The sequence below is a fragment of the Streptomyces sp. NPDC038213 genome, from assembly GCF_055600495.1.
Map to the genome: position 1 here is coordinate 87,810 of NZ_JBVJYM010000004.1, position 21,063 is coordinate 108,872.

The window sequence follows — 21,063 nt, forward strand, 5'->3', positions numbered from 1 at the left end:
ATGAGTACGACCGGACAGCCGGGGCCCGCCGGCCCGCTGGCCACGCTCGACATCGACCGCAGCGACGACGCCTACCGGACCTGGCTCAAGGAGGCCGTCCGCAAGGTCCAGGCGGACGCCAACCGCTCGGCGGACACCCACCTCCTGCGCTTCCCGCTCCCGGAGGAGTGGGGCATCGACCTCTACCTGAAGGACGAGTCCACCCACCCCACGGGCTCCCTCAAGCACCGGCTCGCCCGCTCGCTGTTCCTCTACGCCCTGTGCAACGGCTGGATCCGGCCCGGCCGTCCGGTGATCGAGGCCTCCAGCGGCTCCACCGCCGTCTCCGAGGCGTACTTCGCCAAGCTGATCGGCGTGCCCTTCATCGCCGTCATGCCGCGCACCACCAGCCCGGAGAAGTGCCGGCTCATCGAATTCCACGGCGGCCAGTGCCACTTCGTCGACGACCCGATGAAGATGTACGACGAGTCCGCCTCGCTCGCGGCCGAGACCGGCGGGCACTACATGGACCAGTTCACCTATGCCGAGCGGGCCACCGACTGGCGCGGCAACAACAACATCGCCGAGTCGATGTACCAGCAGCTGCGCCTGGAGCGGTACCCCGAGCCCGCGTGGATCGTCGCGACCGCCGGCACCGGCGGCACCTCCGCCACCATCGCCCGCTACGTGCACTACATGCAGCACGACACCCGCATCTGCGTGGCCGACCCCGAGAACTCCTGCTTCTTCGAGGGCTGGCGCGACGGCAACCCGCTCGCGAGCAGCGACTGCGGATCGCGGATCGAGGGCATCGGGCGGCCCCGCATGGAGCCCAGCTTCGTCCCCGGCGCCGTCGACCGCATGATGCGGGTCCCCGACGCCGCCAGCGTGGCCGCCTGCCGGGCCCTGGAGAAGGCGATCGGGCGCAAGGCGGGCGGCTCCACGGGCACCGGGCTGTGGAGCGCCCTGCGGATCGTCTCCGAGATGGTCGCGCAGGGCCGCCGGGGCAGTGTGGTCACGCTGTTCTGCGACCCCGGCGACCGCTACCTCGACAAGTACTACTCCGACGCGTGGGTGGCCGCGCAGGGCCTCGAACTGGAGCCGTACGCCGCGACGATCGACACCCTGCTCGCCACGGGCGCCTGGCGGGAGCCGGCGGGGGCCTGACCCGCTGCCCGGCCGCCCGGCCCCCTCAGCGCGGACCGGCGGCCGTCAGTCGCCGGTCCAGGGTGCGCACCGCGTCCCGGAAGGCGCGGTCCAGGCCCGGCCGGGCCGCGCGCAGCGCCAGCCGCAGCGGGGCCGGGCCGGCCGCCGCGAAGGTCCACTGCACCCGCGTGCCCCCGCCCTCCGGGGTCAGCCGCCACTCCTCCAACAGGGCTTGCAGCCCCGGCGCGTTGGTCTCGTCGACCCGGTAGGCGTAGCGCCGCGCCGGGTCCGCGGCCACGACCGTCTCCATGAAGCGGACCCCGCCCACGAGCCGCACCTCGCGGCCCGCTCCGCCGCCCACGGGCCGGGCCAGGCTCACGGCCCGGAACCACTGCGGCCAGCCCGCCACCTCCTCGGCCAGCGCCCGGTACACCGCCTCCGGCGGCGCGAGGGCCCCGGCGTCGAAGACGAGCCGCACCGGGGCGGACCCGGCGAAGTCGAGCCCGACGGGGCGCAGTCGGCGTGCCATGGCGGTGACCTCCGGGTTCCGGCGGTGAAGCGGACTGCGCGCCACCCTAACTGTCGGATCGTCAGATGTCTGCGCCGTCCGCGCGCGGGGACGTGGAGGCGGGGCCGGGCAGCGGGATGCCGGGGGAGGGCCCGGAGCAGCCGGGCCGCGCCCGCACCGCACCGGGAGGGCCGCCGTGACCGAACTCCCGCTCGCCCTCGAACTGCTCGTGCACGGCGTGGCGGGCGCCCCGCCCGAAGAACTCCTCGGGGACCCGCACACCGTCCACACCACCGGCGACCGCACCGCCGCCGTCCTCCGCCGCGCCGCGGACGCCGGGGCCGAGGAGGACCCGGCCCGCCGCCGCGGCGGCCGGCCCGTCCCCGAGGCCTGCTGCTGGTCCCGGCTCACGGAAGAGCCGGCAGGTCCTCCGGGAACAGCAGCGTGAGCTGGTCCTTGTCCGGCTCGGCGAGCTGGGCCACCCGGCCGGCGTGCCGCTCGACCATCGCCTCGAAGGTCTGGCGCGCCGTACGGCCGTTGCCGAACGCCGGGCCCTTGGGCAGTGCCGTGAAATACCCGAGGAGGGCCGCGGGGGTGTCCCCGCCGAGCCGGTACTCGTGCTCGTCGGCCTGCTGCTCCACGATCCGCAGCAGCTCCCCGGGCCCGTAGTCCCCGAAGGTGATGGTCCGTGAGAACCGGCTCGCGACACCGGGGTTGACGGTCAGGAAGCGCTCCATCTCGGCCGTGTACCCGGCGACGATCACCACCACCGCGTCCCGGTGGTCCTCCATCAGCTTCACCAGCGTGTCGATGGCCTCGCGGCCGAAGTCCCGCCCCGAGTCCTCCGGGGCCAGCGCGTACGCCTCGTCGATGAACAGCACCCCGCCGCGGGCCCGTTCGAAGGCCTCCTGGGTGCGGATGGCCGTGGACCCGATGTGCTCGCCGACGAGGTCCACGCGGGAGACCTCGACCAGGTGCCCCCGCTCCAGCACCCCGAGCGAGGCCAGGATTTCGCCGTACAGGCGGGCGACCGTGGTCTTCCCCGTGCCGGGGGAGCCCGTGAAGACCAGGTGCCGGCGCACCGAGGCCGCCTTCAGCCCGGCCCGCTGCCGGCGCCGTCCCACCTCGATCATGTCGGTCAGCGCCCGGACCTCCCGCTTGACGCTGTCCAGCCCGACGAGCGCGTCCAGCGCCCCCAGCACCTCGGGGGCGGCCCGGGAGGCCGCCGCCCCGGCGGCTTCGGGAGACCCGCCGGGGCCGGGCACCGCCCCGGCCGCCGACGGCGACAGCGGCGGGGACGGCGCAGGGGCGGGGGAGGAGAAGCGGGAGGGCTGCGGGCCCCGGCCGGGGCCCCCGCTCGGCTGCCCCGCCCCCGCAGCCACCGCGGAGCTGACGGAAGCGGCCTCGGCGGCCCGCCGCAGCCCGCTCTCGTCGCTCGTGCAGTCGTGCGCGAGCGGCCCCTCCTCGGGGAACTCGTAGCCCCCGCGCGCACAGCGCTCCGTACGGCAGCCGGTCAGGGTGGCGCGGCAGCCGTCGAGCACGTGGAAGCCGAAGCCGTCGCTGCCCGAGACCCGGCAGTCGGCGAAGGTGCCGCGGCCGTCCGCCGACACGTAGAACCCGGCCTCGGCCGAGCCGGTCACCGTGCAGCGCTCCACCCGCGGGTCGGCGCCCTTGGTGACGATCACCCCGGTCTGCACCCCGTCGATGGTGCAGCCCGCCAGGGTGCCGCCGCTGCCGTGGTCGCGGAACCAGGCCCCCGTGCCCGCCTCCCGGATGCGGCAGTCGTCGAGCTCCGCCACCGCCCCGTCGCTGACGGACACGGCGGTGTTGCGGACCTGGGACAGGTCGCTGTCCACCACCTCCGCGCGCGAGCCGCGGTCCAGGACGAACACCGCGTCCGGGACGTCGCGCACCCGGCAGGCCGTCAGCGAGGCGCTGGCCCCGTCGCTGATCCACACCGCCGGGTAGTCGCCCGTACTGTCGTGGATCTCGCAGGAGTCGGCGGCGGCCCGGGTGCCCGGGTCCCACACCGAGAGCCCGTTGCGCCCGAAGCGGCGGACGGTGGTCCGGCTGAGCGTGAGCACCGAACGGGCCCGCAGGTCGACGGCGTTCTCCGGTACGTCGTGGATATCGCAGCCCGCCAGGTCCAGCACGGCGTCGGTGTCCAGCGTGATCCCGTCCGCCGTGGTGCGGTGCACCGAGCAGTCCGTCAGCCGGGCCGCGGCCCGCGCCGAGACCTGCACCCCGGCGCCCCGCACCTCGTACACCTCGCAGCCCAGGGCCTCCAGTCCGGAGCCCTCCCCGGTCACGGCCAGCCCCGCGCCGGTGCAGTGGTGCACGCGGCAGCGCTCCAGCCTGGGGTGCGCGCCCCCGCGTACGGAGACCCCGGCCTGACCGGCGCTCACCACCTCGCACTCCTCGAACACCCCGCCCGCGCCGTCGAGCAGGGCGATCCCGACGCCCGCCGGATTCTCCACGGTGGTGCGCCGCACCACCGGGCGGGCCGGGCCGCGGACCTCGATGCCCGCGGCGGACCGGGTCACCACCCGCAGGTCGGCGAGCTCGGGCGTGCCCTCCTCGACCAGCAGGGCCGGAGCGGAGGTGTCCTGCCCCTCCAGCAGCAGGTCCCGTACGACGGCCGAGGCCCGGACCGTGAGCGCCACCCCGTCCGCGGGCGCGATGCGCACCGCGCCCGGCGCCCCCTCGGGGCCGCGGAGGGTGACGGCGTGACGGATCACCAGGTTCTCGCGGTAGGTGCCCGGGGCAACCGAGAGGACGTCGCCGTCCCCCGCGGCCGCCAGGGCCTCGGTCAGCGTGGCGTACTCGCCGGTTCTGCGCCGCCACCGCGACGCGCTGCCCTGCGTGACCTGGACCGTGCCCTGTGCCATGACGCTGCCGTGCCCCCACCTTTGCCGACCGGACTGGTCGGTCCACGGTAGCGCGCGCGGGGCCGCGGGGGAGACAGCTCAGCTCCCTGCGTCCGCCCGCCCCCAGTCCGGGCCCGCCGAGGCCCAGGCCCGGTCCAGACGCGCGTACCGCCGATGCACGAGGCGCCGTACGACCAGCCGCCGCAGCGTCTCCGCGAGGGCCGCGGCCGCCGCGGCCGCCGCCAGGCCCGCCAGCGCCGCGTGCGTCGCCGCGGTCGAGGAGTCCAGCGGACGGCTCACGAGCCGGCCCTGCCGGTCGGTCCACACGCGCAACCGGTCCCCGGCCGCGGGCCGTTCGCCGCGGGCCGCCAGCACCGCCCGGCGGCTGCTGCCGTCCGGCGCGGTCCAGACGGCTTCGACGCGCGGCGGTCCGGAGGCCCGGTCCCCGCCGGGGTGCAGCGGCGCCTGCGGGGCGGGCCGGACCACCGTCGCGGCGGTGAGGAAGCGCTCCCCGTGCTGGTCGCGGACGGCCCGCTGGAGGGTGGAGTCCACGCGGGCCCCGGCCGCCCACCCGACGGCGGGGGCGACCAGCAGGACGCACACCACGGCGGCGAGGGCCACCCAGGCCTCGACGAGATCGGTCCGCCTGCGCAGCGGATTGCGCCGCCAACGCCAGACACCCAGAGCAGTACGCACGGTCCGGCACCCCCTTTTGCCTCGTGGCCAGCCTCCCCCAAGACCGGCGCGCACGCATCCCGACCCGCGGAGACATCCGTCACCGGCACAACGGGGGTGCGCCGCCCGGGGGTTCCGCCGGGACGGCAGGCGCGGACGACTTCGGCAGGTGCCCGGCGCGGCCCCCGCTACCGGGCCGACTCCAGCACGCGGACCTCGTCGCCCACCCGCACCACCGCCCGCCGCAGCGGCACCAGGTGCTGCCCGAAGATGAGCCGCCCGTCCATCCGGCGGTGGCGGGCCAGGGTGTGCAGCGGCTCCCGGCCGCGCTCCGCGGTCCGCTGGTCGGTGGTGGTGACCACGCAGCGTCCGCAGGTGCGCGCCACGCGGAACTCCGCGCCGCCCACGGCGATCCGGCGCCAGCCGTCCTCCGCCCAGGGCTGCGCCCCGGCCACGACCAGGTTGGGGCGGAAGCGGTCCATCGGCAGCGGCCCCTCGTGCGCGTGGGGGCCCTCGGCGATCAGTGCGTTCAGGGCGTCCAGCGAGGCGAGGGTGGCCGCCATCAGCGGGTAGCCGTCGGCGAGGCTGACGGTCTCGCCCGGCAGCGCGAACTGCGGGTCCACGGGCCGCCGGTGCTCGGGCGCGTCCAGGTGGGCCAGCCGGACCTCCACGGGCCCGGCCCCCCGGGCGCGCCCCGCACCCCCTGCGGCTCCGGTGCTGAGGTAGTCGCCGAACCACCGGTGGGCCGACTCGTCCGCGAGCACGACCTCGACCTTCTTGCCGAACAGCGTCACCGCGACGAGTTCGCCGGGCTCGGGCACCGCCACGGTCAGGGGCGGACGCCCGGGCGCGGTCACCTCCAGCCCGCCGCCCCCCAGCGGCCGGGCGGTCGCCAGCGCGAGCCCCGGGTGCTCGCGCTGGGTGAGGACCGCGCCGTCGGCGCCCACGAGCGCCCACCGGCGGTCCCCGGACAGCCCCCAGGGCTCCACGGCCGCCTCCTGCGGGGCGGTGCCCGCGAGTGCCTTCACGGGGTGGACGTGGAGCGCCTGGATGTACATGTTCGTCATGAGGGCATGCTGCCAGCCCGGTCCGGCCGACAGCCGCCGCGTCTCATGTGACCTCGTTCCCCGCGGTGGGTCAGTAGCCCCGCCCCTGGTACTGGCGGCCGTACGGGTCCTCGTACGGGGCCGGGGCCTGTACCGGCCGCGGGGCGGCCGGGCGCATCGCCTCGTACCCGGTGGCGGCCACCGGACGGGGCGGCTGCTGGGCGTAGCCGCGGGCCGGGGCCTGCTGCTGCGGGATGTACGGGGCCGGCGCGTGCTGGAGCGGGACGGGCATCTGGGCCGCGGCCTGCTGGTACGGGTAGCCGTACGCCGGGGTGTGCTGGTTCTGGTACCCCCCGAACGGTGCGGCCGGGGCGGAGGGTGCGGACGGGAGGGCCGGCAGGGCGGCGGGGAGGGCGGGCAGATGGCTGCTGCTCGCCATCGGCTCGTACGCGGCGGGAACCCTGATCGGGGCGATCTGCGGGGTGCCACGCTCGGCCACGAGGGAGTCGTAGATGGGGGTGTCCGGGAAGGACGGCGCGGAGTGGTAACCGCCGCCGTAAGACGCGCGGGGGGAGGTCATGCGACATAAGTTAAGCCCCCTGCCCCACCGGGTCCATAGCGAGGTCTCGCCAACCCGGCCCTGACCTGCATCTACCCAGGTCAGCCGCGGGGACGGGGGCAGCCGCACGCGTGCACGTTTCGTCACCTCCGCCCCTTTACGCGGCTTCTCGTACGGGCGTTTGGGGCACGATACTGACCCGTTGTCAAATCACCGTCGCCGTGGGTCACGTACCACCGGTAAGAGAACCGGATTGCGAATCGGTATCGGGGCCGGAATCCGCCGCCGGGGCGGAGTGCGGGTACGTGCGGCCCTTCCACGCGGCGCCGCGGCCCCGGTGGTGCTGCACCGCGGAGTCCACCGTCATGAGGAGGTAGAGGAGGGCGGTGAAGGGGAGCGCCGCAGCCGCCACCGCGGGCTGCCCGTACGCGCGCAGCACCGGCACGTACGTCCCGGCCATCACGGCCCAGGCCGCACCGCCCGCCCAGGCCGCCGCCGCATCGCCCCGCAGCAGGCCGGCGGCCAGGGCCGCGGGCGGCACGAGGTAGACGAGCGCCAGACCCGCCACCGTGCCCGCCAGCAGCAGCCGGCTGTACCGCAGCTGCGTGTACGCGCTCCGGGACACCATCCGCCACAGCTCCCCGAGCCCCGGGTACGGGCGGACGCTGTCCACGCGGTCCCCGAGGCCCAGCCAGATGCGGCCGCCCGCGCGCTTGACGGCCCGCGCGACGGACACGTCGTCGATGACCGCGTCGCGCACGGCGTCCGGCAGCCCGGCGCGCACCACCGCGCGCGTGCTCAGCAGGATGCAGCCGCCCGCGGCCGCGGCGGTCCGGGAGCCGGGGCGGTTGACGCGGCGGAAGGGGTACAGCTGCGCGAAGAAGTAGACGAACGCCGGTACGACCAGCCGTTCCCAGCCCGTCGCCACCCGCAGCCGGGCCATCTGCGAGACCAGGTCCAGCTCCGCCGAACAGGCCGCCGCGACCAGCTCCCGCAGGCTGTCGGGGGCGTGGGCGATATCGGCGTCGGTGAGCAGGAGGTAGGCGGGCCCGGCCGGATCGGCGAGGCCGGCCCCGCCGGGGGAGCGGGCCAGGGCGATCCCGTGCCGCAGCGCCCACAGCTTGCCCGTCCAGCCGGGCTCCGGCTCGCCGGGGGAGGTGACGGTCAGGGGCAGGGCGCCGGGGCCCCCGCGGCGCGCCAGCTCGCGGGCGAGGGCGGCGGTGCCGTCCGTGCTCCCGTCGTCGACGAGGACGACCACGGCCTCGCCGGGGTAGTCCTGCGCGAGGAGTGAGGGCAGGCTCGCGGGCAGCACCGCGGCCTCGTCGCGGGCGGGGACCACGACGGCCACGGGGGGCCAGTGGGTGGGGGCGGTGCGCGGGGGGAGGCGGACGTCGGTGCGCCAGAAGAAGGCCTGGCCGAGCAGGAGCCAGGCCCAGGCGGCGAGGGAGAGCAGGGCGACGGCGGTCGGGACACTCACGCGGCGCAGTCTGCCGGAGCCGCCGGCGCGGCGGGGGGACCCGGCCCCCGTGTCCCGGGTCCCGCTGCGCGGGGCCTGTTCCCCGACCCGCCCCTTCCCGTTCCTGGGGCTCCGCCCCAGACCCCGCGCCTCAAACGCCGGCGAGGCTGGATTTTGCCGCTGATCGGCACATTCCAGCGAACCGCAGCAAATCCAGCCCGCGCGGCGATTGAGCGCACCGGGCGCGCAGCGCACGGTCCGGGGGTCCGGGGGCTTGCCCCCGGTTTCGGGAAGGGGCGGGGTGGGGGAACAGGCCCCGCGCAGCGGACCCGAATGTTCGGGGGGCGGTCGATTAAAGTGACCGGGTGAAGATCGCGCTGATGGACTCGGGAATCGGACTGCTCGCGGCCGCCGCCGCGGTGCGCCGGCTGCGGCCGGACGCCGACCTCGTACTCGCCTCCGACCCCGACGGCATGCCCTGGGGCCCCCGCACCCCCGCCGACCTGACCCGGCGGGCCCTCGCCGTGGCCGCGGCGGCAGCCGCCCAGGCCCCGGACGCGCTGATCGTGGCCTGCAACACCGCCAGCGTCCACGCCCTCCCCGCGCTCCGCGCCGAACTGGAGCCCCGTATCCCGGTCGTCGGCACCGTGCCCGCCATCAAGCCGGCCGCGGCCCGCGGCGGCCGCGTCGCGATCTGGGCCACCCCGGCCACCACCGGCAGCCCGTACCAGCGCGGGCTGATCGCCGAGTTCGCCGCCGGGGCCGCCGCGGTGGCGGAGGTGCCCTGCCCCGGGCTCGCCGACGCCGTCCAGTGGGCCGACGACGCGGCCGTGGCCGCCGCGGTCGCCGCCGCGGCCGCCCTCACCCCGCCCGACGTCACCGACCTCGTGCTGGGCTGCACCCACTACGAGCTCGTAGAAGAACCGGTTCGCGAGGCCCTGCGGGCCCGTACGGGCGGCGCCCCGCCCGCGTTCCACGGTTCGGCCGACGCGGTGGCCGCGCAGGCCCTGCGCCGTGCCGGGGCGGCCCCCGACCCGCAGGCCCCGGCCACCGGCGGCCTGACCGTCCTCCTCAGCGGGCGCCCCGCCGAACTGCCCGCCGAGGCCCTGGCCTACGCCGCGGGCCGCCGCCTCGGCGCCGGAGCCCCGGCCCGCGGCTGACCCGGACCCGCGCCCCCGTCCGCCGGGTGGCCCACCTGCGGTGCCGGGCGGCCGGGGCGTGCGTACGCTGCGGGGCATGAGGGACCACCCCGCAGGCGCCGCCGCGGCGCTCTGGACCGGGCGCGCCACCAACCGCGCGCAGTGGCTGCTCGCCTTCGCCGGGGCCGGCTGCACGGCCCTCGGCGTCGGGCTGGCCGTCGTCTCCGCCTGGACCTCCGGCGTCCTGCCGCTCGCCATGGCCGTGGTCGGCTGCCTCGCCGCCGGGCTGCTCATGCTGTACGGCACCCTCGCCTTCGTGCACGTCGCCGTGACCGTGGACGAGGAGGCCATGGAGGTCCGCTGCGGCCACGTCGGGCTGCCCCGCCGCCGCATCCCGCTCGCCGAGGTGGCCTCCGCCGAGTTCGCGCCCGCGGTGACGCCCTGCCAGTGGGGCGGCTGGGGCTACCGATGGCGGCCCGAGAAGGGGACCGCCGTGGTCGTGCGGCGCGGGGAGGGGCTGGTGCTGCGGCTGGGCGACGGCCGGCTGTTCACCGTGACCGTGGACGACGCCGAGACCGCCGTCCGCGTCATCCGGGCCCGCCTCGCGGCCCGCTCCGCCCCCGGCCGCCCCGCCTGACGGCCCCCCGGCCCGACCGTCCCGCCGCACGCGTTCGACCGGCCGCCCACCAGCCCGTACAGGCCCACGTCGTACACTCCGCGAATGAGCAGCAGCACCACCCGGACCCCCACCGAGGACGCGCAGACCCCCAGCGTGCCGCCCGAGCCGCCGCGGCGGCGGTGGACGGGGCTGGTCGATCCGGGGCTGGCCGCCCTCGCCGGGTACCTGCTCTACCTGAGCTTCCCGCCCCGCCCCCTGTGGTGGCTCGCCCTGCCCGCCTTCGCGCTGCTCGCGCACTGCCTCTACCGCCGGCGGCCGCGCGCCGCCTTCGGCCTCGGGCTGCTCGCCGGGCTCGGGTTCCTGCTGCCGCTGCTCGTGTGGACCGGCGAGGAGGTGGGACCCGTACCCTGGCTCGCCCTCACCGCCGTCGAGGCGCTGTTCGTCGCCGCCGGCTGCGCCGGCATCGCGCTGGTGTCCCGGCTGCCGCTGTGGCCCGTGTGGGCGGCCGCGGTCTGGGTGGCCGCGGAGGGGCTGCGCGCCCGGGTGCCCTTCGGCGGGTTCTCCTGGGGGAAGATCGCCTTCGGGCAGGCCGACGGGGTCTTCGTCCCGCTCGCCGCGCTCGGCGGCACCCCGCTGCTCGGCTTCGCCGTGGCCCTGTGCGGATTCGGGCTCTACGCCGTCGGACGGCAGCTGCGCGAGGGGCGGCGGCGGCCGGTGCTGGCCGGGATCGCCGTCCTCCTCCCGGTGGCCGCGGCCCTCGGCGCCCGCCCGCTCGTGGACGCCTCCGCCGAGGACGGCACCGCCACCGCCGCCGTCGTCCAGGGCAACGTGCCCCGGGCCGGACTGGACTTCAACGCCCAGCGGCGCGCCGTCCTCGACAACCACGCCCGCCGCACCGTGCAGCTGGCCGCGGACGCCGCCGCGGGCCGGGAGCCCCGCCCCGACTTCGTGCTCTGGCCGGAGAACTCCTCCGACCTCGACCCGTACACCAACCCCGACGCGTACGAGGTCATCGACCGCGCCGTCAAGGCCGTCGGCGTGCCCGTGTCCATCGGCGCGGTCCTCGCCCCGCAGACCGGCCCGCTGCGCAACACCCAGATCCTGTGGGACCCCGCGAAGGGCCCGGTGCAGACGTACGACAAGCGGCAGATCCAGCCCTTCGGCGAGTACATCCCGATGCGCTCCGTGGCCCGGTTCTTCAGCTCGGACGTCGACCGGGTCCGCCGCGACTTCGGACCCGGCGACAAGCCCGGGGTCTTCGACATGGCGGGCACCCGCGTCGGCCAGGTCACCTGCTACGAGGCCGCCTTCGACGGCCGGGTCCGCGACACCGTCCGGGCCGGGGCGCAGGTGATCTCCGTACCCAGCAACAACGCGACCTTCGGCCGGACCCAGATGACCTACCAGCAGCTCGCCATGGACCGGATCCGGGCCGTGGAGCACGGCCGCACGGTGCTCGTCCCCGTCACCAGCGGGGTCAGCGCGGTCATCCACCCCGACGGGGAGGTGGTCCGGCAGACGAAGATGTTCACCCCGGCCGCGCTGGTGGCCGAGGTCCCGCTGCGGTCCTCGCTCACCCCCGCCACCCGGGTCGGCCCGCTGCCGGAGTACCTGCTCTTCGCCCTCGCCGGGTTCCCGCCCGCCCTGCTCGCGCTCCGCGCGGCGCGGGCCCGCAGGGGCGCGGCGGCCCGCCCCTGACCCCGTAGGGTCGGGGGCATGCCCACCCCCGAGTTCATCCGCCGGATCCGCGAGACGGCCGGCCACCAGCTGCTCCTCCTGCCCGGTGTGACGGCGGTGGTCTTCGACGACGCGGGGCGGGTGCTGCTCGGCCGCAGGGCCGACACCGGCGGCTGGTCGGTCATCGGCGGGATCGCCGAGCCGGGCGAGCAGCCCGCGCAGACGGCGGTGCGCGAGGTGTACGAGGAGACGGCCGTGCGGTGCACGGCGGAGCGGGTGGTCCTGGTCCAGGGCCTCCAGCCGGTGACCTACGCCAACGGGGACGTCTGCCAGTACATGGACATCACCTTCCGGTGCCGCGCGGTGGGCGGCGAGGCCCGCGTCAACGACGACGAGTCGCTGGAGGTGGCCTGGTTCCCGCTGGACGGGCTGCCCCCGCTGGAGGAGTTCGCCCTCGACCGGATCCGGCGCGCGGTCCACGAGGGCCCGGCCTGGTTCGAGCCCGCGGCGGGCTGAGGCCGCCGGAGCGGTTTCCGCGAGAGCCCGCAGGATTTCGCCGGGCAGGCCCGCCCGGGGCCGCCGGGCGGTCAGCCGCCGGAGACGGCCGCCTGCCGGTACAGCTCCCGCGCGGTCCCGCCGAGCACCGCGCTGTACGAGACCTCCGGCACGGTCCCGCCGCCCTCGTACCCGCCGAGCACCCCCGCCAGCCGGCCCCGGGCCGTCAGCCAGGGGCTGCCGCTGGTGCCCCCGCTGAGCTCCGGGCACTCGATCCGGCGCTGCGTGGCGCTCTGCCTGCCGGTGGTGTTCGTACAGACCAGCGGGGTCTCCGAGGTGGAGGGGTAGCCGACCACCGTGACCGCCACCCCGTCCGGCTGCCCCGGCTGGAGGGCGAACCCGCCCAGCACGTCCTCGATCTCCCGGCCGTCCAGCGGGGCCACGGTCGCGAAGGCCACGTCGGCATCGGGATCCGCCGAGGTCTCCCAGGCCGGGTCCACGTACGCGCCCGTCAGCCGCCAGACCCCGAAGGGCGCCCGCCCGTCCCGGTACCCCGGCGCGAACACCGTCCCGGACACCTCGTCCAGGCAGTGCGCGGCCGTCGCGATCAGGTTGCGGTCGTCGCTACGCACCACCGACGCGGTGCAGAAGTGCCCGCCGTCCGTACCGCCCGCGAACAGCGCGCCCACCCGGTCGGTCACGCGCGTCGCCGCGGCCGGCACGGTGACGCCCAGCGGGACGGGGGCGGAGGCCGCGGGATCGCCGCCGGAGGCCACGAGCGCGCCGACGGCCGCCGCGGCGACCGACACCCGCGCCGCCGCCCGCAGGCGCGTCGCCGGAGGGAGGTGCATGCGGTGGATCATGCCCCGAGCCTGGGCCGCGCGGCTATGCCCCAGCCGTGGATCCGGCTGGGAATCTGCTGTGAATCCGGGCGGGGGCCGCGGATCCTTCCGGCGTCAGGGGAGGTTTGCGGTGTTTCCGGACTGCGTCCGGGGCCCGGTCTCCGGGAGTTGCGCCCGGCCCGGGGCGATCCGCTCGTACACCGTCACGCGGCGGCCGCGGACCTGGGCGTCGGCACCCCTGCGGAAGTTCTGCTCCAGCACCGCGAGCTTCGTGCGGTCCCGTTCGCCGGCGGGCGGGCGCGCCACCGCGGCCGCGTCCGTCACCAGCAGGATCCGGTCCCGGGCCAGCATCGCCCGCCGTATCCCCGGGGCGTCCAGCTCGGTGCCCTTCAGGGTGCCGGACTCCACCGGCCCGCGGGCCAGGGCGATGTCCGCGAGGCCCTCGAACTCCCGGGGCGAGACCAGGGCGGTGTCCCGGCGGGCGGCCGGGAAGAACAGCACGGCGTCGCCGGGCGCCTTCAGGTTGCCCACCAGGTCCGCCACGGCCAGGACGTCGTCCACCCGGCTCGCGGGGTCCCGCTTGGCCCGCTCCACCGGCAGCAGCGCCACCAGCGCGGCCAGCGCCGCCACCGGCACGATCAGCCCGGCGGCCCGGAAACCGCGGGCCCCGGCCGCCCGTACCGCCGCCGACAGTGCCAGCCCGGCGAGCAGCGCCAGCCCCAGCAGGCTGAAGAGCACGTACCGGTCCAGGTACAGGGGCTTGACCAGCGAGACCGCCACCAGCGCCAGCTGCGGCACCGCGAGCAGCGGCAGCCCCACCGACACGGCCGTCAGCCGCCCCGGGCGCGGTGGGCGCACCAGCGCACAGGCGCCCCCCGCCAGCAGCAGGACCGCCGGGCCGACCAGCGTCTGCCAGGTGGTCGGCGGTATCCACGAGACCTGGCCGGACTGCGTGCGGCTGAACAGCACCAGCGGCAGCGCCCCCGCCACCGCGCCCGCCACGGCCACCGCCCAGCGCCTGCGCAGCGCCGGGCAGGCCCGCACGTACCCGACCGTCACGGCGTGGGCCGCGGGCACCAGCAGCGAGAACCAGTTGAGGAGGGCGCAGCACAGCAGGAGCAGGCCGTACGCGGCCCAGAGCCGGCGGCTGCCCGGGTCCGCAGCCGGGGCCCCGGCCGTCCCCTGCGCGCGGTCGAGGGCACGGACCAGGAGCCAGGTCGAGACCGCCGCGCCCGCCGTGACCATCGCGTACGGGCGGCCCTCCTGGGCGTAGAACTGCACGGCCGGCAGCAGGGCCAGCGTCAGCCCCGCGCCGAGCCCCGCCCACGGGCCCGCCAGCCGCCGCCCCACCAGGGCCGTACAGGCCGCCGCCACGGCCACGGCCAGGACGGAGGGCAGGCGCAGGGTGGTCGTCCCGTCCCCGAAGAGCTCGAAGAGCACGTGCATGACGAGGTAGTAGAAGCCGTGTACGGCGTCCACCTGCCCCAGCATGTGCCAGATGTCCGGCACCGACCGCAGGGCGGTCTGCCAGGTCGCCGCCTCGTCCCGCCACACGCTGTGCCCGCGCGAGAGCCCCCACAGGCCCAGGGCGAGCACGGACAGGGCGGGCACGAGCGGCACCAGCGGCCCGGGCCACCCCGGCAGGGCGCGGGGGCGGGCGGCGGACGGCGGGCGGGGCGGCAGCGAGGACATCGGAGCTTTCGGTGGTGACGGGTGCGGCCGGCCGCGCGGTGCGGGCGGCCGGTGCAGGTCGGGCGGTCGGGCGGTCGGTCCCGGGTGGGACCCGCGTCTATAGACGGAACGGAGGGCCGGGGGGTTGCCCTTGTGCACGGCGTAGCTTCGGCGGCCCCCCGCGGCGCGCCTAGCCTCGGCCCCAGGAGCAAGCAAGGAGGGGCTACCGGTGAACTGGCTGATCCACGACTACCGCGAGAGCGATCTCGCCGCCGTCGTCCACCTGATCGACACCACGGCCGAGCTGGGGCAGGAGTCGGTGTTCTCGCTCGCCGAGTGCATCGGCGCGCTGACCGGGCGCGAGCCCGCCGTCGTCGCCGTCCACCAGGGCGTCCCCGTCGGCGCGGCCCTCGCCTGCGTGTCGGGGGAGCGGGCCTGGGTGATGCGGATCGCGATCAACGCGGGCTGGCGCGGCCGCGGGCTGGCCAGCGCCCTGCTCGTCGAACTGGAGCGGCGCCTCATCGCCGCCCGCGTGAGCAAGATCGCGTACGTGCTGCCCGAGGAGGACCTCCTCGGCGAGGGGCTGCTCAACGCCGGGTACACCCGCCAGCCCGCCGTGGCGTACTTCGAGAAGACCGAACCGCTGCACGGCCCCGCCGCCGGGGTGCTCGACGAGCTCGGCGGCCGGCTGCTCCCCGCGGACCTCTGGGGCCGGGTCGCCGGCATGGAGAAGGAGAAGGACCTCATCGAGCGGCGGGTGGTCCTCCCGCTCGCCGAACCCGAGCGGGCCGCCCAGCACGGGGTCCGCCCGCCGCGGGCCGTCACCCTCTTCGGACCGCCCGGCACCGGCAAGACCACCTTCGCCCGCGCCATCGCCTCCCGGCTGGGCTGGCCCTTCGTCGAACTGCTGCCGTCCAGGCTGGCGGGCGAGGGAAACCTCGCCGCCGCGCTGCGGACGGCCTTCGCGCGGATCGCGGAGCTGGAGCGGGTGCTCGTCTTCATCGACGAGGTCGAGGAGATCGCCCCGGTGCGCACCGAGCCCGTGCAGCCGGGCGGCATCCACGGGGTCACCAACGAGCTCCTCAAACTGATCCCGGGCTTCCGGGAGGGCGACGAGCGGCTGCTGGTCTGCGCGACCAACTCGATCCGCTCGCTGGACCCGGCCTTCCTGCGGCCCGGGCGCTTCGACTACCTGATCCCCATCGGCACCCCGGACCCCGCGGCGCGGGCGGCGATCTGGGCCCGGTACACCGCGGGCCGCGCCGATGTGGACGTCGCGGCGCTCGTCGGGGCCAGCGAGATGTTCTCCCCGGCCGACATCGAGCACGCGGCCCGCATCGCGGCCCAGGTGTCCTTCGAGCGGGACCTGGAGGGGCGGGGCGCCCGCCGCGCGCCCGCGGGTCCGCCGGGCGCCGGTACCGCCGACTACCTCGCGGCCGTCGCGGGCAGCCGGCCCACCGTCACCCCGGCGATGCTGGAGGAGTTCGAGGCGGACATCACGGCCCACGCCCGCTCCTGACCCCCGGCGGGGGAGGGCCGCGGAGGGTCCGCCGGGCCCGCAGGAGGCGCGGCGGCCCCGGCGGACGTCCTGTGGGCCCGCAGCGCTCCCCAAAGCACTGCGGGCCTTCCCCGCACTTCGTGTGCGCAGGGAACGCCGCGTTCCGTTGGGGGTGTGTCGCCGGCTGGAACGCGGACGGCTGGTGCCTTCCGGCGGCGCTGCCTCCGGTCGACACATCCGAGTAAACCGGGACGCACCGGGCGGGGCATCGGCCGCACGGCCAGAGCCGCACCGGCTGTTCGGCCAGAGGCGCAGGACCCGGGCCGCAGGTACCGAGCGGCTCCGGCACCCGGCCCCGGCACCCGCCCGTCCGCCGGAGCGCCGACCGCCGGTTCAGCCGCAGCGGTACGTGAACTCGCCCGCGGCGGACCGGTGTCCGGGCGCCAGCAGCTCCAACTCGGCCCGGGCCCGGTACTCGCCCTCCCCGCGGAAGGTCCACAGCAGCCGCAGCTGCGCCTCGTGCCGGCCCTGCGGCACCCGCTCCACCAGCCGCTCCGAGCGGGTGCCGTCGCCGCGCAGCCAGCGGTAGTGCAGCGTGCCCGCCCGGCCGTTGGTGCGCACCACGGCGGTGACCTCGGCCGCCGAATCGCAGGCGGGCCCCTGCCGGGGGACCTCCACCCGCAGCGACTCCACCGCCATGGCCGGCCCGTACCGCTGCCAGGAGAGGTACGCCAGTGCGGCGAGCAGGACCAGCGCGGCCAGGGTGTAGCGGCGCAGCCCTGCCCTGCGGCGGGCGGGCGGTGCGGGCTCCGGGGCGGGGGCGCCGGAGCCGTGCCAGACCAGGGTGGCCGTGTCGAACCCGCGCGGCCGGGGCACCGACGCGGTCACCCCGGGCCCGAAGCGCAGCACGGAGCCCTCGACCCGGTCGGGCACGGCCTCCGGGAGGGGGAGCTGCCGGGTGGTCGCGGTACCGGCGTCCAGGGCGACCAGGGTGGCATCGGTACCGGAACCGGGTCCGGTACCGGAGGGTTCGTCGGCCCGTACCGTCGCCGCGTGCGAGCCGTGGGGGCCGCTGAACCAGTGGCTGCCGAGCACGGTGGCGCTGTAGCCCTCCTCCCCGGTCCCGGGCTGCGGCTGCGGCTGCGTTTCGGACTCGGACACGGACTCGGACGCGGGCGGGGGCTCCGGCTCCGGGCCGCGGGCGAAGGGGATCCGGGGATCGTTCACGAGACCGTGCACCGCCTGAGGAAGACCTGCCGTACCGAGGGGCCGCCGCCGGCCGCCGGAGTCGTGGTGGCGCGTACCGCCCAGTAGCAGCCCTCGCCGCCGAACGCGTGCGCCAGGGTGAGGGGTTCGCCGGTGTACGCGTGGGTCTCGCTGCCGTCCGGCGTGCCCAAGGACCCGCTCTCGTCGCCCTGGAACCACTCCAGCGTCACCGTGACCGCACCCCGGCCCTCGTACGCCGCCGCCACCGTGGCCTGCCCGGTCCGCTCACCGGTCTGCCGGAAGCCGGTCACCTCCACCGACCGCACCCGCACCGGCGGGGCCGGCGGACTGGTCGTCACCACCGGGGTCGGGGTGGGCACGGCCGTCGGCGTCGCGGTCGGCCAACCCGTGGTCGCGGTGGCGGTCGGATGCGGTGCCGCCGTGCCGCCGGTCGCCGTCGGCGCGGACGGGGTGGGGGCCCACGGGGTCGGCGAGGCCGTGGGCCACCCGTACGAGGGCGAGGCCGAGGGGGTCGGTGAGGGCAGGGGCGCGGCGGCCGACGGGGACGGCTGCGGGCCCGCCGAGGGGACGCCCGAGGTGTCGCCGGGCTCCGCGCTGGTGGTGGCGAAGGCGCTCACGGCCGCGCGGCCCCGCGGCTGCTCCCCGGCGGCCTGCGACGCGAACACCAGGGCCGCGCCCAGCACCGCCGACACCGCCGCGGCCAGCCAGCCGCGGGTGCCCGGCCACCAGCCGCCGGCCCCGGCCCCGCCGCCGAGGGAGGTGTCCGCCAGCGCCGCGGCCGCGGCCGCGGGGGCGCCCGCCGAGGGGAACAGCAGGGGCAGCAGGGCGGCCAGCGCCGCCAGCTTGCGCTGCCCGCGCTCCTCCCAGTCCGGCCCGTACGCGGCCCGTGCCAGCGCCTCCAGTTCGGCCACGAACTCCGCCGCGTCGCGGGGCCGTTCGGCGGGGGACTTCGCCAGCCCGCGCCGGATCAGCGGGCGCACCGCCTCGGGGGCCTCGTCCGCGGGCACCGGGGCCTCGATGTGCTGGAGGGCGAGCTCGGCGAAGTTCTCCCCGGTGAAGGGCTTGCGGCCGGTCAGGCACTCGAAGAAGGTGGCCGTCGCCGCGTACACGTCCGCCGCGGGCGTGGCCGGCCGGCCCTGCCACTGCTCGGGGGCCATGTACGCGGGGGTGCCCGCGACCCCCGGGGTGCTCCCGCGGCCCGCCGCGATCCCGAAGTCCACGAGCTTCGAGGTGCCGTCCGCCGCGACGAGCACGTTCTCCGGCTTGTAGTCCCGGTGCACCACCCCCGCGCCGTGGGCCGCGGCCAGCCCCAGCAGGGAGCCCTTGAGCACGGCCAGCGCCGGCTCCGGCCCGGTGCCGCCCTCCTGGGCCAGCAGGGCGCGCAGCGCGATCCCGTCGACCAGCTCCATCACGATGGCCGCGCCCCCGGGAGCGGCGCCCGGGGCCCCGCCGTGCTCCGGGGGCCCCTGCACCTCCACGTACTCGTACAGCCCGACCACGTACGGCGTGTCCAGCCCGCCCAGCAGCCGGGCCTCCGCCCGGAACTCCCGTACGAAGCCGGGGTCCCGGCGCAGCCGTTCGGACAGGTACTTGACCGCGACGGGCGTGCCCGTCGCCTCGTGCACGGCGAGGACCACGCGCCCGCTGCCGCCGGATCCGAGTTCCCTGGTCTCCCGGTATCCGGGGACCGTCCACGCGTTCATCCCGCCCCCTGGGTGCGCCGTCGCGGCTGTGACACCTCACGAGACACGATTCCCGCCACGGCCGGTTCCCATCCCCGCCCGTTCGGCGCAGCGTTCAGCGCCCCAGGTGCTCCGCGAGCCGCTCCAGGAAGGCCTGCTGGGCCGCGATCAGCAGCCCGCGCGCCGCCTCCGGCGTGAACCAGGCCACCCGGTCCAGCTCGGGGAACTCCTGCACCCGCCCCGAACCCGACGGCCACTCCATCGTGAAGGTCCCCGGGCGCACCCGCGCCGGATCCAGGTCGGCGGCCACCGCCCAGACCGTGACCAGCTTCCCGCTGCGCTGGCGCACCTCGCCCAGCGGCAGGTACGGGCCCGCGGGGGCCGGCAGCCCGAGCTCCTCCTCGAACTCCCGCCGGGCCGCGTCCTGCGCCTCCTCCTGCGGGCCGTACTCGCCCTTCGGGATCGACCAGGCGCCCTGCTCCCGCCGCTCCCACAGCGGCCCGCCCATGTGCCCGAGCAGCACCTCCAGCTCCCCGGTCCCGGGCCGCGCCCGGTGCAGGAGCAGTCCCGCGCTGCGCTTCTGCACCCGGCCGTCCTGTCCGTCGTGCGCCCGGTCCTGCCGCGGGTGCTGTCCGTGCCGTCCGTCCGCTGACTGTTCGCCCATGCCCGGAGGATGCCCCGCAGAGGGGCGGCCCAGCCCGCCGGACCGCCCGCTCTGCCGGATCGGTCGGCGCCCGGATCAGTGGTCGTGCGGGCCCTCCCGGTGGACCGGGCCGTGCGGGGCCGCGCAGTGCGGGTCGGAGGGGTCGGCGGAGGCGGCGCCCGGGCGGCCCACCGTCAGCAGGGACTCCTGCTCGTGGTCCACCTGGAGGGTGGTGTGGCCGATGCCGTACTCCTTGCCCAGCAGCAGTTCCAGCTCCCGGCGCACGGCGTGGCAGTCGCCCTCCGGCTCGACCAGCACATGCGCCGACAGGGCCGCCTCGCCCGAGGTGATGGTCCATATGTGCAGGTCGTGGACCTCCGTGACCGGCGGGTGGGAGACGAGGCGGTCACCGACGGCGTCCGGGTCCAGATGGGCCGGGGCCGCCTCCAGGAAGATCCGGCCCGACTCGTGCACCAGCCCGTACCCGGCCTTGACCATCAGCGCGACCACCACGAGCGTGGCGATGGAGTCGGCCTGCACGAAGCCGGTGGTCAGCACGACCAGGCCGGCGACCGCGGTGCCGATGAAGGCGAACAGGTCGTTCAGGATGTGCTGGTAGGCGCCCTCCACGGCCAGCGAGGAGCGGTTGGCCCGGGAGATGCACCAGGCCGCGGCCACGTTCACGACGATGCCCGCCAGCGCCGTCACCAGCACCAGGCCGCCCTCGACCTCCGGCGGGTCGAACAGCCGCCGGACGGCCTCGTACGCCAGCCACACCGCGAGCAGCAGCAGGGTCAGCCCGTTGGCCTGCGCGGACAGTATCTCCGCGCGCTTGAGCCCGTACGTGAACCCGCCCTTGGCCGGCCGCTTCGCCAGCCGCATCGCGATCAGGGCCAGGACGATCGACACGGCGTCGGTCAGCATGTGCGCCGCATCGGAGATCAGGGCCAGTGACCGGGCGAGGACGCCGATGACCACCTCGACCGCCATGAACCCGCCGATCAGGGCCAGGGCGATGCCCAGCCAGCGGCGGTCGGCGTCCGCGGAGACCCCGTGGCTGTGCCCGCCGGGCCCGTGCGCGTGCCCCGCGGCCCCCGGACCGTGATCGTGGCCCGTGTCGTGCGCGTGGTCGTGTGCGCCCATGACGTCCCCCGTCTTCCCTCGGTGCTGCCGGTACGGCCCGCTGCAGGCCGGAGCCGTCGGAACCGCGTTCGAAGCGATCCGCCGACGCGTGAAGTGAAGCGCACCCCGCCGCGATCGGCAAAGGCTGCACCGGTGACCGTTGTCATTACGGTTAAGCACGCTCTGACCTGCGGCGATGCCTTCAGCTGCCG

Annotated in this window: 19 protein-coding genes; 7 read left to right on the plus strand and 12 right to left on the minus strand. The window is 76.6% G+C overall.

Annotated features, from left to right (window positions below):
- Complete coding sequence (gene cds1 / locus ACZ7JZ_RS07750; protein WP_470934367.1) at positions 1 to 1,146, plus strand: L-cysteine desulfhydrase Cds1; 1,146 nt, start codon at positions 1 to 3, stop codon at positions 1,144 to 1,146.
- Between the two features lie 25 nt (positions 1,147 to 1,171).
- Here cds1 and ACZ7JZ_RS07755 read toward each other — a convergent pair whose 3' ends face one another.
- Positions 1,172 to 1,654 (minus strand): SRPBCC family protein, encoded by a 483-nt coding sequence (locus tag ACZ7JZ_RS07755; protein WP_470934369.1) that lies wholly within the window; start codon positions 1,652 to 1,654, stop codon positions 1,172 to 1,174.
- A 175-nt stretch (positions 1,655 to 1,829) separates the two neighbouring features.
- On the opposite strand from ACZ7JZ_RS07755, the gene ACZ7JZ_RS07760 reads away from it, so the two are divergent.
- Positions 1,830 to 2,081 (plus strand): hypothetical protein, encoded by a 252-nt coding sequence (locus ACZ7JZ_RS07760; protein ID WP_470934371.1) that lies wholly within the window; start codon positions 1,830 to 1,832, stop codon positions 2,079 to 2,081.
- Here the strand turns inward: ACZ7JZ_RS07760 and ACZ7JZ_RS07765 are convergent.
- The 5 genes from ACZ7JZ_RS07765 to ACZ7JZ_RS07785 all read right to left on the minus strand — a co-directional run bounded on the left by ACZ7JZ_RS07765 (position 2,041) and on the right by ACZ7JZ_RS07785 (position 8,257).
- Positions 2,041 to 4,521 carry a right-handed parallel beta-helix repeat-containing protein gene (locus tag ACZ7JZ_RS07765; RefSeq protein ID WP_470934373.1) on the minus strand — a complete coding sequence of 827 codons (2,481 nt, stop codon included), beginning with the start codon at positions 4,519 to 4,521 and terminating at the stop codon, positions 2,041 to 2,043. The two genes, ACZ7JZ_RS07760 and ACZ7JZ_RS07765, sit on opposite strands and share 41 nt — an antisense overlap.
- A gap of 78 nt (positions 4,522 to 4,599) precedes the next feature.
- Positions 4,600 to 5,196 carry an Rv1733c family protein gene (locus ACZ7JZ_RS07770; RefSeq protein ID WP_470934375.1) on the minus strand — a complete coding sequence of 199 codons (597 nt, stop codon included), beginning with the start codon at positions 5,194 to 5,196 and terminating at the stop codon, positions 4,600 to 4,602.
- Positions 5,197 to 5,363: 167 nt separating this feature from the next.
- Positions 5,364 to 6,242, minus strand: coding sequence for an MOSC domain-containing protein (locus ACZ7JZ_RS07775; RefSeq protein ID WP_470934377.1), 879 nt, complete (start codon positions 6,240 to 6,242; stop codon positions 5,364 to 5,366).
- Between the two features lie 70 nt (positions 6,243 to 6,312).
- Positions 6,313 to 6,801, minus strand: coding sequence for a DUF6643 family protein (locus ACZ7JZ_RS07780; RefSeq protein ID WP_470934379.1), 489 nt, complete (start codon positions 6,799 to 6,801; stop codon positions 6,313 to 6,315).
- Between the two features lie 205 nt (positions 6,802 to 7,006).
- A complete protein-coding gene (locus tag ACZ7JZ_RS07785; protein ID WP_470934381.1) occupies positions 7,007 to 8,257 on the minus strand; it encodes a glycosyltransferase in 1,251 nt (416 codons plus the stop codon).
- 344 nt (positions 8,258 to 8,601) lie between these two features.
- Between ACZ7JZ_RS07785 and ACZ7JZ_RS07790 the strand changes: the two genes are divergently transcribed.
- The 4 genes from ACZ7JZ_RS07790 to ACZ7JZ_RS07805 all read left to right on the plus strand — a co-directional run bounded on the left by ACZ7JZ_RS07790 (position 8,602) and on the right by ACZ7JZ_RS07805 (position 12,187).
- Positions 8,602 to 9,396: a glutamate racemase gene (locus tag ACZ7JZ_RS07790; protein WP_470934383.1), complete on the plus strand. Its 795-nt coding sequence runs from the start codon at positions 8,602 to 8,604 to the stop codon at positions 9,394 to 9,396.
- A gap of 76 nt (positions 9,397 to 9,472) precedes the next feature.
- Positions 9,473 to 10,012, plus strand: coding sequence for a hypothetical protein (locus tag ACZ7JZ_RS07795; RefSeq protein WP_470934385.1), 540 nt, complete (start codon positions 9,473 to 9,475; stop codon positions 10,010 to 10,012).
- Positions 10,013 to 10,096: 84 nt separating this feature from the next.
- Positions 10,097 to 11,692 (plus strand): apolipoprotein N-acyltransferase, encoded by a 1,596-nt coding sequence (lnt, locus tag ACZ7JZ_RS07800; protein WP_470934387.1) that lies wholly within the window; start codon positions 10,097 to 10,099, stop codon positions 11,690 to 11,692.
- 18 nt (positions 11,693 to 11,710) lie between these two features.
- Entirely contained in the window at positions 11,711 to 12,187 is a 477-nt protein-coding gene (locus ACZ7JZ_RS07805) for an NUDIX hydrolase (RefSeq protein ID WP_470934389.1), read from the plus strand.
- Positions 12,188 to 12,258: 71 nt separating this feature from the next.
- Here ACZ7JZ_RS07805 and ACZ7JZ_RS07810 read toward each other — a convergent pair whose 3' ends face one another.
- A complete protein-coding gene (locus tag ACZ7JZ_RS07810) occupies positions 12,259 to 13,017 on the minus strand; it encodes a trypsin-like serine peptidase (protein WP_470934391.1) in 759 nt (252 codons plus the stop codon).
- Positions 13,018 to 13,122: 105 nt separating this feature from the next.
- Positions 13,123 to 14,700: a glycosyltransferase family 39 protein gene (locus ACZ7JZ_RS07815; protein WP_470934393.1), complete on the minus strand. Its 1,578-nt coding sequence runs from the start codon at positions 14,698 to 14,700 to the stop codon at positions 13,123 to 13,125.
- 208 nt (positions 14,701 to 14,908) lie between these two features.
- Here ACZ7JZ_RS07815 and ACZ7JZ_RS07820 point away from each other — a divergent pair, with 208 nt between their 5' ends.
- Positions 14,909 to 16,198 (plus strand): ATP-binding protein, encoded by a 1,290-nt coding sequence (locus ACZ7JZ_RS07820; protein ID WP_470934395.1) that lies wholly within the window; start codon positions 14,909 to 14,911, stop codon positions 16,196 to 16,198.
- Between the two features lie 372 nt (positions 16,199 to 16,570).
- Here the strand turns inward: ACZ7JZ_RS07820 and ACZ7JZ_RS07825 are convergent, their stop codons facing one another.
- From ACZ7JZ_RS07825 to ACZ7JZ_RS07840, 4 genes are all read right to left on the minus strand, one after another.
- Positions 16,571 to 17,404 carry a hypothetical protein gene (locus tag ACZ7JZ_RS07825; RefSeq protein ID WP_470934397.1) on the minus strand — a complete coding sequence of 278 codons (834 nt, stop codon included), beginning with the start codon at positions 17,402 to 17,404 and terminating at the stop codon, positions 16,571 to 16,573.
- On the minus strand, positions 17,401 to 19,107 hold the full coding sequence (locus tag ACZ7JZ_RS07830) for a serine/threonine-protein kinase (RefSeq protein WP_470934399.1): 1,707 nt from the start codon (positions 19,105 to 19,107) through the stop codon (positions 17,401 to 17,403). The genes ACZ7JZ_RS07825 and ACZ7JZ_RS07830 overlap by 4 nt, the downstream gene beginning before the upstream one ends.
- Positions 19,108 to 19,201: 94 nt before the next feature.
- Positions 19,202 to 19,750 carry an NUDIX hydrolase gene (locus ACZ7JZ_RS07835; RefSeq protein ID WP_470934401.1) on the minus strand — a complete coding sequence of 183 codons (549 nt, stop codon included), beginning with the start codon at positions 19,748 to 19,750 and terminating at the stop codon, positions 19,202 to 19,204.
- A 75-nt stretch (positions 19,751 to 19,825) separates the two neighbouring features.
- Positions 19,826 to 20,872 carry a cation diffusion facilitator family transporter gene (locus ACZ7JZ_RS07840; RefSeq protein ID WP_470934403.1) on the minus strand — a complete coding sequence of 349 codons (1,047 nt, stop codon included), beginning with the start codon at positions 20,870 to 20,872 and terminating at the stop codon, positions 19,826 to 19,828.
- Positions 20,873 to 21,063: the final 191 nt, after the last annotated feature.

Excerpts from the sequence above, each read along its gene's own strand:
- cds1 (WP_470934367.1), top strand. The coding sequence starts at position 1 with ATGAGTACGACCGGACAGCCGGGGCCCGCCGGCCCGCTGGCCACGCTC.
- ACZ7JZ_RS07755 (WP_470934369.1), bottom strand. The coding sequence starts at position 1,654 with ATGGCACGCCGACTGCGCCCCGTCGGGCTCGACTTCGCCGGGTCCGCC.
- ACZ7JZ_RS07765 (WP_470934373.1), bottom strand. The coding sequence starts at position 4,521 with ATGGCACAGGGCACGGTCCAGGTCACGCAGGGCAGCGCGTCGCGGTGG.
- ACZ7JZ_RS07775 (WP_470934377.1), bottom strand. The coding sequence starts at position 6,242 with ATGACGAACATGTACATCCAGGCGCTCCACGTCCACCCCGTGAAGGCA.
- ACZ7JZ_RS07780 (WP_470934379.1), bottom strand. The coding sequence starts at position 6,801 with ATGACCTCCCCCCGCGCGTCTTACGGCGGCGGTTACCACTCCGCGCCG.
- ACZ7JZ_RS07795 (WP_470934385.1), top strand. The coding sequence starts at position 9,473 with ATGAGGGACCACCCCGCAGGCGCCGCCGCGGCGCTCTGGACCGGGCGC.
- lnt (WP_470934387.1), top strand. The coding sequence starts at position 10,097 with ATGAGCAGCAGCACCACCCGGACCCCCACCGAGGACGCGCAGACCCCC.
- ACZ7JZ_RS07805 (WP_470934389.1), top strand. The coding sequence starts at position 11,711 with ATGCCCACCCCCGAGTTCATCCGCCGGATCCGCGAGACGGCCGGCCAC.
- ACZ7JZ_RS07810 (WP_470934391.1), bottom strand. The coding sequence starts at position 13,017 with ATGCACCTCCCTCCGGCGACGCGCCTGCGGGCGGCGGCGCGGGTGTCG.
- ACZ7JZ_RS07815 (WP_470934393.1), bottom strand. The coding sequence starts at position 14,700 with ATGTCCTCGCTGCCGCCCCGCCCGCCGTCCGCCGCCCGCCCCCGCGCC.
- ACZ7JZ_RS07830 (WP_470934399.1), bottom strand. The coding sequence starts at position 19,107 with ATGAACGCGTGGACGGTCCCCGGATACCGGGAGACCAGGGAACTCGGA.
- ACZ7JZ_RS07835 (WP_470934401.1), bottom strand. The coding sequence starts at position 19,750 with ATGGGCGAACAGTCAGCGGACGGACGGCACGGACAGCACCCGCGGCAG.
- ACZ7JZ_RS07840 (WP_470934403.1), bottom strand. The coding sequence starts at position 20,872 with ATGGGCGCACACGACCACGCGCACGACACGGGCCACGATCACGGTCCG.